Annotated in this window: 6 protein-coding genes and 1 pseudogene; 3 read left to right on the top strand and 4 right to left on the bottom strand. The window is 75.3% G+C overall.

The window, feature by feature from the left end; all coding sequences use genetic code 11:
• Window positions 1-416: endo-1,4-beta-xylanase (locus GQS09_RS24245; protein WP_207958226.1), on the bottom strand; the 416-nt coding region annotated here is incomplete at its 3' end.
• A 293-nt stretch (window positions 417-709) separates the two neighbouring features.
• On the opposite strand from GQS09_RS24245, the gene GQS09_RS24250 reads away from it, so the two are divergent.
• From GQS09_RS24250 to GQS09_RS24260, 3 genes are all read left to right on the top strand, one after another.
• Entirely contained in the window at window positions 710-1,756 is a 1,047-nt protein-coding gene (locus GQS09_RS24250) for a LacI family DNA-binding transcriptional regulator (protein WP_165989712.1), read from the top strand.
• A gap of 282 nt (window positions 1,757-2,038) precedes the next feature.
• Window positions 2,039-4,408, top strand: a complete 2,370-nt coding sequence (locus GQS09_RS24255; RefSeq protein ID WP_165989713.1) for a glycoside hydrolase family 3 N-terminal domain-containing protein — start codon at window positions 2,039-2,041, stop codon at window positions 4,406-4,408.
• A gap of 295 nt (window positions 4,409-4,703) precedes the next feature.
• Window positions 4,704-5,321 (top strand): universal stress protein, encoded by a 618-nt coding sequence (locus tag GQS09_RS24260; protein WP_165989714.1) that lies wholly within the window; start codon window positions 4,704-4,706, stop codon window positions 5,319-5,321.
• A gap of 109 nt (window positions 5,322-5,430) precedes the next feature.
• On the opposite strand, the gene GQS09_RS24265 is transcribed toward GQS09_RS24260, so the two are convergent.
• The 3 genes and pseudogenes from GQS09_RS24265 to GQS09_RS31075 form a co-directional block, all read right to left on the bottom strand.
• Window positions 5,431-6,309 (bottom strand): inositol monophosphatase family protein, encoded by an 879-nt coding sequence (locus GQS09_RS24265; RefSeq protein ID WP_165989715.1) that lies wholly within the window; start codon window positions 6,307-6,309, stop codon window positions 5,431-5,433.
• A 68-nt stretch (window positions 6,310-6,377) separates the two neighbouring features.
• Entirely contained in the window at window positions 6,378-7,187 is an 810-nt protein-coding gene (locus GQS09_RS24270; RefSeq protein WP_313896315.1) for a class I SAM-dependent methyltransferase, read from the bottom strand.
• 52 nt (window positions 7,188-7,239) lie between these two features.
• Window positions 7,240-8,732: pseudogene (locus tag GQS09_RS31075) on the bottom strand (cytochrome P450).
• Window positions 8,733-9,035 lie beyond the last annotated feature (303 nt).

Below are 9,035 nucleotides of genomic sequence, written 5' to 3' on the forward strand. Positions count from 1 at the left end.
ATCTGCCGCAGCTGCGACGCGCTGAAGTTGCCGTTCTCCAGCCAGCCCGGCATCTGGCTGTGCCAGACCAGGGTGTGGCCGTAGACCTTCTGGTTGTTCTGCTGGGCGAAGTTGACCAGCCGGTCGCCGCCGGACCAGTTGAACTGGCCCTGGGACGGCTCGATCGTCTCCCACTTCATCACGTTCTCGGCCGTGACGCTGCTGAACTCCCGGGCCACCAGGTCGGCGTACTGCGCATTGCCCAGCAGGCTGTCGTTGACCGCGACACCGGCGAAGCGGCCCTGGTCGGCGGCGGCCTCCCGCAGGGTACTGCCCGCGGCATGGGCGGTTCCGAGGGTGCTGCCGAAGACCGCGACACCGGCGAGCAGGGCTCCGGCCGCGACCCCGACGGCGGCTCTGCGCCTGAGGAAAGACATCGAGAAGTCCCTTTCTTGACATGTCCACATGTCCAGATGACGCGCCATTTCTAGGCGGCCCGGCCGGGATGGTCAAGGCTTCCGGAACATCATCGAAAGATTTCCGTATCGGCCCAACCCGTGCATGATGGCTCCTGGAACGCCGCCCCCGGCCCCCGTGGAAGGCGGCGTCCGCGCAGGTCCGCACGGGCCCGCGCAGCCGTTCCTCCACGTGCCGCCGGCCGCCAGGGGCGCCGCGCAGCCTGTGCCGGGGAACGCGGTCCCGTCAGGACACCAGCCCAAGGAGGGCGACCATGCCAGGCGCTCGCAAGGTCACCATCACGGCCATCGCACGGGAGGCCGGCGTGTCCGTGCCCACCGTCTCCCGGGTGGTCAACGGCCGCGCGGACGTGGCGCCGGAGACCCGGGCCCGGGTCGAGGAGCTGCTCCAGCGCTACGGGTACCGCCGCCGGGCCGCGCCCGGCGACCGGGCCGCCCTGGTGGACCTGGTCTTCAACGACATCGACAGCCCCTGGGCGGTGGAGATCATCCGGGGCGTGGAGGAGGTCACCCACGCCTCGGCGGTGGGCACCGTGGTCTCGGCCATCCACGACCGCTCCGGGCCTGCCCGGCAGTGGCTGAACAACCTGCGGGCCCGCGCCTCGGACGGGGTCATCCTGGTCACCTCGGCGCTGGAGCCGGTGCTGCACAAGGAGCTGCACCGGCTCGGCGTGCCCATCGTGGTGGTCGACCCGGCCGGCGCCACCACCCTGGACGCGCCCACCATCGGGGCCACCAACTGGGCGGGCGGGCTGGCCGCCACCGAGCATCTGCTGCTCCAGGGGCACCGCCGGATCGGCTTCATCGCCGGGCCGCCGCGGCTGCTGTGCAGCNTCATCGCCGGGCCGCCGCGGCTGCTGTGCAGCCGGGCCCGGCTGGACGGCTACCGGGCGGCGCTGGAGGCGGCCGGGGTGGCCGGGGACGACCGGCTGGTGGCGCAGGGTGACTTCTATCACAAGTCCGGCTTCACCGGCTGCAACGCACTGATGGAGCTGAGCGATCCGCCGACCGCGGTGTTCGCCTCCAGCGATCAGATGGCGCTGGGCGCGATAGAGGCGCTGCGCCGGCTGGGCCTGCGGGTGCCGCAGGACGTGAGCGTGGTGGGGTTCGACGACCTGCCCGAGGTGAAGTGGTCCTCGCCGCCGCTGACCACGGTGCGGCAGCCGCTGGCCGAGATGGGGAAGCTGGCCGCCCGCACGGTGCTCCGGCTGGCCCGCGGCGAGGACGTGGACTCGCCGCGGGTGGAGCTGGCCACCGAGCTGGTGGTGCGGTCCAGCAGCGCGCCGCCCGGCGACGGCTGACCGGCCCCGGCCGCCGCCGGGGCCTGCCGGGGCGCCCCGGACCGCCGGTGATCCGGCCGTCCCCGCCGGACCCGGCCCATGGCCCCGACCTGGCACGACCGTGCGGCAGGGCGGGCCGACCCGGTGACACTGACCGCTTTTGCCCGGAAAGTCCCCCTGTTCTCAGGGGCCACTTTCGTGGGTTTTCGGAACCAGCACCGTTGACAGGACTGGCTCGCGCTTCTAGCGTGCACCCGCAAAGCCGATAATTTTCGGAAACTTTCCGGAAGACAGAGGAGCACTATGCCTCAGCCGTGGCAGGACGCCGCCCTTCCCGCCGAGACCCGCGCGGCCGAGCTGCTGTCCCGGATGACGCTGGAGGAGAAGACGGCGCAGCTCTCCGCCATCTGGCCCGGCTCGGACGAGGGCGGTGAGGACGTGGCCCCGCTCCAGCACGAGTTCTCGGCGCCGCCGTCGCTCACCGTGGACAGCGGCGAGGAGGCCAAGGTCGCCACCCCGGCCGGCGAGGCGGTGCTGCCTGCCCACGGCCCCGGACAGCTCACCCGGCCGTTCGGCACCAAGCCGGTGGACCCGGCGGGGGCCGCCCGCGTGCTGGCCCGGCTCCAGCGGCACATCGCGGGGGCGAACCGTTTCGGCATCCCGGCCCAGGTGCACGAGGAGTGCCTGACCGGCTTCAATGCCTGGCAGGCCGCCATCCTTCCCACGCCGCTCGCCTGGGGCGCCTCCTTCGACCCCGCCCTGCTGGAGCGGGCCGCCGCCCTGATCGGCGCCTCGCTGCGCTCGGTGGGCGTGCACCAGGGCCTGGCCCCGGTGCTGGACGTGATCCGCGACCCGCGCTGGGGCCGCACCGAGGAAGCCATCGCCGAGGACCCGTACCTGGTCGCCACCATCGGCACAGCCTACGTCCGCGGCCTGGAGTCCGCCGGGGTGGTCGCCACCCTGAAGCACTTCGTGGGCTACTCCGCCTCGCACGCCGCGCGCAACCATGCCCCGGTCTCCATGGGCCCGCGCGAGCAGGCCGACATCATGCTGCCGCCGTTCGAGATGGCGCTCCGGGACGGCGGCGCCCGCGCCGTGATGCACGCCTACAACGACAACGACGGCATGCCGGCCGCGGCCGACCCGGAGCTGCTCACCGGACTGCTGCGGGACGCCTGGGGCTTCGAGGGCGTGCTGGTCGCCGACTACTTCGGCATCTCCTTCCTGGAACTGAACCACGGCGTGGCCGACTCCCCGGCCGGCGCCGCCGCCCTCGCCCTGGCGGCCGGCGTGGACGTGGAGCTGCCGGCCGTGCGCTGCTACGGCGAGCCGCTGCTGAAGGCGGTCCGCTCCGGCGAGGTTCCCGAGGAACTGATCGACCGGGCGGTGAAGCGGGTGCTGGTCCAGAAGATCCAGCTCGGCCTGCTGGACGAGCACTGGTCGCCCGAGCCGCCCCTCCTGGCCGCCGCCGACGACCCCGAGTCGGTCACCATCGACCTGGACCCGCCGGAGCTGCGCGCCGTCGCCCGCCGGCTGGCCGAGGAGTCCGTGGTGCTGCTCGCCAACGAGGGCCGGGTGCTGCCGCTGGCCGCCGATGCCCGGATCGCGGTCACCGGCCCGCTGGCCGACGACCCGGCCGCCATGCTCGGCTGCTACACCTTCCCGCGCCATGTGCTGGTGGACCACCCGGACACCGAGATCGGGCTGGCCGTGCCCACCGTGCTGGAGGCGCTCCGCCCCGAGCTGCCGGGGGCCACCGTGACGCACCTGCCGGAGGGCCCGGACGGCCTGTCCGCCTCCGAGCGCCCCGACGTGTGGATCGCGGTGCTGGGCGACCATTCCGGCCTGTTCGGCCGCGGCACCTCCGGCGAGGGCTGCGACGCCCCCGACCTGGAGCTGCCGGGCGGCCAGGCCGCCTCCCTGGACCGGCTGGTGGAGACCGGCATCCCGGTGGTGCTGGTGCTGCTGTCCGGCCGCCCCTACGCGCTGGGCCGCTGGGCCGGCCGGCTGGCCGCGGTGGTGCAGGGCTTCTTCCCCGGCGAGGAGGGCGGCCCGGCGGTGGCCGGGGTGCTCTCCGGCCGGGTCAATCCCTCCGGACGGCTGCCGGTCAGCGTGCCGCACCGGCCGGGCGGCCAGCCCTGGACCTACCTGGCCCCGCCGCTGGGCCAGGCCAACGGCGCCACCTCGCTCGACCCCACCCCGCTCTACCCCTTCGGCCACGGGCTGTCCTACACCTCCTTCGCCTGGGAGGACCCGTCCGTGGAGGAGGCCACCGTGCCCACCGACGGCTCCACCGTGGTCTCGGTCACGGTGCGCAACACCGGTGACCGGGAAGGCACCGAGGTGGTGCAGCTCTACCTGCACGACCCGCTGGCCCGGATCGTCCGGCCGGTGAACCGGCTGGTCGGCTACTCCCGGGTGACGCTGGCCGCGGGCGAGTCCGCCACCGTGCGGTTCGTCTTCCACGCCGACCTTGCCGCCTACACGCTGCAGCCGGGGCAGCGGATCGTCGAGCCGGGTGTGCTGGAACTGCGGCTGGGTGCCTCCAGCGGCGACATCCGGCACACCCTGCCGGTGGCGCTGACCGGCCCGGAACGCACCGTGGGCCACGACCGGGTGATGGCCTGCCCGGCCAGCACGGTCCCGGCGCAGGCGGGCGGCGCCCCGCTCTGACCGGCGGCGGCCCGCCGGCCACCGCCACGCCGACTCCCTCCGGCGCGGGCGCACCCGTCCACCGTCCGCGCCGGAGGGGTACCGCCGCCGGGGCCGGGCCACCACCGGCCCCGGCGGAGAAACCCCCTGATCGCCACCCCCCGATCCCGCTCCGGTGCCGGAGACCCCGACCGCCGACGGCGCCGGAGCGGACCCGCCCCGCCCCCGTGCGCCGCCGGGGCGAGGGCCGGCCGTCCGCAGCGGCAGGTACCGGTCTGCGGTCGCGCCCGGCCCCGCTGCCGCGCAGAATCGAGACATGAACGGCTGGGAGCTCTCACTGATCCTGGTCAGCGTCTGGGTGCTGTCCGGCCTCGTCGGCACCGCCCTGATGCTGCGGCAGGGCCATCAACACCCGCTGTGGTTCCTGTGGGGCGTGCTGCTCGGCCCGCTGGCCGCGCCCGTACTGCTCGAACGCGCCGAGGACACCTCACGGCTGGTCTCCGCGCCGCGCCGCGGCAGCCCGCGCAGCGGCCTGACCGTGATCGTCGGCGTGGACGGCACCAGCAGTTCGCGCCACACCGCCGAGGCGGTCCGGGACCTCCTCGGCCCGCGCGCCGGACGGCTCATCCTCACCAAGGTGGTGGACTTCGACACCGCCGGCAACGACGGGGGGTCCGGCGATCACCTGGCGCGCGCCGAGCAGACCCTGCTGGCGTACGCCCGCGAGGTGGCCGAGCTCGACCCGGTGGTGGAGGTGGTCGCCGGACGGCCGGCCGACGCCCTGCTGGACCTTGCCCGCAACGAGAACGCCGACCTGATCGTGGTCGGCCCGCCGCACCACATGTTCGGCGGCACCTGCCGGTCCCTGGTGCTGCACTCCCCCATCCCGGTGCTGGTGGCGCCCTCCCGCTCCCGCGCCTACGCGCACTCCTGAGCCCCGGTCCCGCGGCGGGCCGCACACCGCCCGGCCGCTCCCCCTGCGCACCGCCGGACGGCGGCCGCGACGGCACCGGCACCCGGCGGTCGGCGCGGCAGGCGGACGCTCAGGGCAGCGGGGCCCCGTCCCCGGCGGCATCCCCGGCGGCGTCCCCGGCGAGGTCTTCGGCGGCCAGGGCGGTGAGGCGTTCGCACAGCCAGTCACCGAGAGCCTTGGCGTCCGCGCCCGGACCGGCGGCCACAAAACCCGGCGCGTGCTCGGGCGGCCCGGCCGGATCGCCGCCGACCGGCGTCCACCGGCCGCCCGCGGCCCGCACCAGGGCTGCCCCGGCGGCCGTGTCCCACGGGTGAATGCCCAGGTTGCAGGCGGCGTCGGCGCGGCCCGCGGCCACCCACGCCAGGGACAGCGCGGTGCAGTACAGCCGCCGCACCTCGGCACGCTCCAGCAGCTCGCCCAGGAAGTCCATCGCTGCCCGGCCGACCCGGCCGGGCAGCGGCACATCGGTCAGGACCAGCGGCACCCCCGCCGCTCCAGCGCCCCTGCGCGGGCCCGGCTCGGCCGGGCCGACCCGCAGCGGCAGCCCCTCGCCGCCGGTGAAGCACTCGTCCCGGAACACGTCCACCACGCACCCCGCGACCACCCGGCCGTGCACGGCGACGCCCACCGACACGCACACCAGCGGCACCCCGCGCACGTAATTGCCGGTGCCGTCCACCGGGTCCACGTACCAGGTGACACCACTGGTCCCGGGCCGGATGCCGCGCTCCTCGCCGACCACGGCCGAACCCGGGACCGCTGCCAGCAGGGCTCCGGTCAGGAAGTCCTCGATGGCGGTGTCCGCGGCCGAGACCTGGTCGAAGCGGCGCCCGGGCTTGGTACGGACATCGGTGCCGCGCCCGGCCCGGGCGCGCAGCAGCCGCGCCGCCTCCCGGCAGCAGCGCTCCGCCACCGCCAGCAGCCCCGCCGTGCCGCCGCCACCGTCCACCGTCCGCCTCCCGCCCGCACCGGCCGCACCGGCCACCGACCCGGCCGACCCTACCCCCCGCCGCCGGCTCAGGTGGTGGCGGTGACGATGTAGTAGTCGAGCAGGCGGTCGCGGTAGGCGCGGAGGAAGTTGCGCGGCCAGGTCACCGGCAGGTCGATCTGCGCCAGATAGGCGTCCAGGCCCGCCCAGACCGCCTCGCCGATCGGCTCGGCCCGCACCCGGTGCAGCCCGGCCTCGCCCAGCGACCGGGTCATTCCCGCCACCGGGTGCGCCACGTCCAGCCCGGAGGCGAAGCTGTCCAGCAGCCCGGCGAGCGCCTCGGCCGCGCCCGCGTCCCGGGTGGGCACGAAGAAGCCGGCAACGGCCAGCCGGCCGCCCGGCCTCAGCACCCGCCGGGCCTCACGGGCGAACGCCGCCAGGTCACGGAAGTGCTGTGCCGCCTCGACCGAGTACAGGACCCCGAACTCGCCGTCCCCGAACGGCATCCGCTCGGCCGAGCCCTGGGCGAAGGACAGCCGCGCGGGCCGCTCGGCGAGCAGCCGCTCGTTGGCCCGGCGGGCCCGCTCCAGTTGCCGGGGGTGGATGTCCATGCCGGTGACCGTGGCCAGCTGGGACTCCCGGAGCATCAGCTCGCAGCCCAGGCCGAGCCCGCAGCCCACCTCCAGGCCGTGCCGCCCGCGGGTGCCGCCCAGGGCGGCGAGCACCCTGCGGTACAGGTTCCGCTGACTGGCCACCCGGTCGTCCGCGGTCAGCGGCCCGGCCAGCGGGATGCCCTCCCAGTAACCGAAATTGATGAATCCGCCCGCGAACGCCGGGGTGGCGGCGAGATCGGCCGGTCCGTAGGTGTCACGGACCGGGTCCGGAATCTGCTCCTGCACTGCTGCTGCCCCATTCGGTGACCGTCCTGCTGCCGACGGTCACCGTACGGGGCTACTCGCCGCCGCGCCACCACTGGCCCAGCGCGGTCCAGGCGCGCCGCAGGGCCCGGTTGCGGAGGGCGGCGGCCCGGGCGGCGGAACCCTCCTGGCCGCTGCCCGCGGGGTCCTGTTCCGCACCGGCACCGGCACCGCGGCGCGCTCCGGTCTCCGTCCTGTTCGCCGGCCCGCTCCCCGGCACGCCCTGCGCCGCGGTCCCGGCGGACCCGGCGGAGGCGGCGGAGGCGGCGGAGGCGGCGGAGGCCGGGGGGAAGCGCACCGGCAGGGCGGCCAGCGCCCGGTGGAACGGCCCCGGGCGCCGGGCCAGTGCGCCGTCCGGCACCGCCAGCTCGACATCCGGCAGCCGGTCCAGCAGCCGTTCCACCGCCACCGTGGCGATCAGCCGGGCATGCCCCTGCGCCGGACAGGTGTGCGGCCCGGCGCTCCACGCCAGATGCGCCCGGTTCCCGGCCCGCTGCTCGACCGCGTGGGCCGGGTCGGTGTTGGCGGCGGCGAAGCTGATCACCACCGGCATGCCCTGCGGGAACAGCACACCGTCGACCTCCACGTCCCGCACCGGGTAGTGGATCGCGTAGTTGTCCATGGGCGGGTCCTTCCACAGCACCTCGTCCAGCGCGTCCTCCACCGCCAGCCGGCCGCCGGACAGGCTGCTGGCGAACCGCTCGTCGGCCAGCAGCAGCCGCAGCGCATTGACGATCAGGTTCTGCTCCGGCTCGGTGCCCGCGGACATCAGCAGGGCGAGCTGGTGGCCGAGTTCCTCGTCGGTCAGCGCGGAGGGGTGGGCGATGAGCCAGGACAGCACATCGGCTCCGGGCCGCTCCCGCTTGTACGCGACCAGGGCATGGGAGGNAGGTTCTGCTCCGGCTCGGTGCCCGCGGACATCAGCAGGGCGAGCTGGTGGCCGAGTTCCTCGTCGGTCAGCGCGGAGGGGTGGGCGATGAGCCAGGACAGCACATCGGCTCCGGGCCGCTCCCGCTTGTACGCGACCAGGGCATGGGAGGTCTCCATCACCACCTCGTGGTTGCGCTGCGCGTCGCGGCCGTCGTAGATCGCGGACAGCGCCTCGACCAGCCTGTCCCCGAGCTCGGGCGGGCAGTCGAACAGCCGGTTGAACACCAGCAGCGGCAGCATGGTGGCGTACTGGCTCAGCAGTTCCGCCTCGCCGTCGGGCGCGAACCGGTCGATCAACAGGTCCGCGCTCTCCTCCGCATAGACCCGCAGCGCCGCCGACTCCACCCGGTCCAGGGAGTCCGTGATGGCCGCGCGCAGCCGCCGGTGCTCCGCCCCGTCCGTGAACAGCGCGATGGGGCGGTAGTACATCATCGGGACGACCGGGCTGTCCTCCGGCACCCGGCCCTCGGCCAGGTCCCGCCAGCGGCGCGGGTCCTTGGCGAACAGCTCGGGGCTGCGCAGCACCCGCAGCGCGGTGTCGTAGGAGGTCACCAGCATGGCGCGGACGCCCGNGGTGTCGTAGGAGGTCACCAGCATGGCGCGGACGCCCGGGGCGAGTTCCACGGGGGCCGCCGGGCCGGCCTTGCGCAGCCGGGCGTAGACGGCCTGGGCGTCGGCAGCCAGTTCGTAGCCGTAGAGCGGCTGGACCGCCTCGTGCAGCGCCGGACGGCCGCCGTCCGCGGCCGGCTCGCCCGCCGGGCCCGGGTTGTCCGGTCCCGGTTCGGGGCCCGGGGCGGATTCCGGCTCCGGCTCCAGTCCCGGCCCGCGCTCCGGTGCCGGGGCCGGGGCCGGGGCCGGCCGGTGCGGGGCCTCGGCCGGGGGGAAGCGCACCGGCAGGGC

The organism is Streptomyces sp. YIM 98790, assembly GCF_011421595.1.
Taxonomy (GTDB): Bacteria; Actinomycetota; Actinomycetes; order Streptomycetales; family Streptomycetaceae; genus Streptomyces.

Bases quoted from the DNA above. Each gene is read 5' to 3' on its own strand.
- GQS09_RS24255 (WP_165989713.1), top strand. From the start codon at position 2,039: ATGCCTCAGCCGTGGCAGGACGCCGCCCTTCCCGCCGAGACCCGCGCG.
- GQS09_RS24260 (WP_165989714.1), top strand. From the start codon at position 4,704: ATGAACGGCTGGGAGCTCTCACTGATCCTGGTCAGCGTCTGGGTGCTG.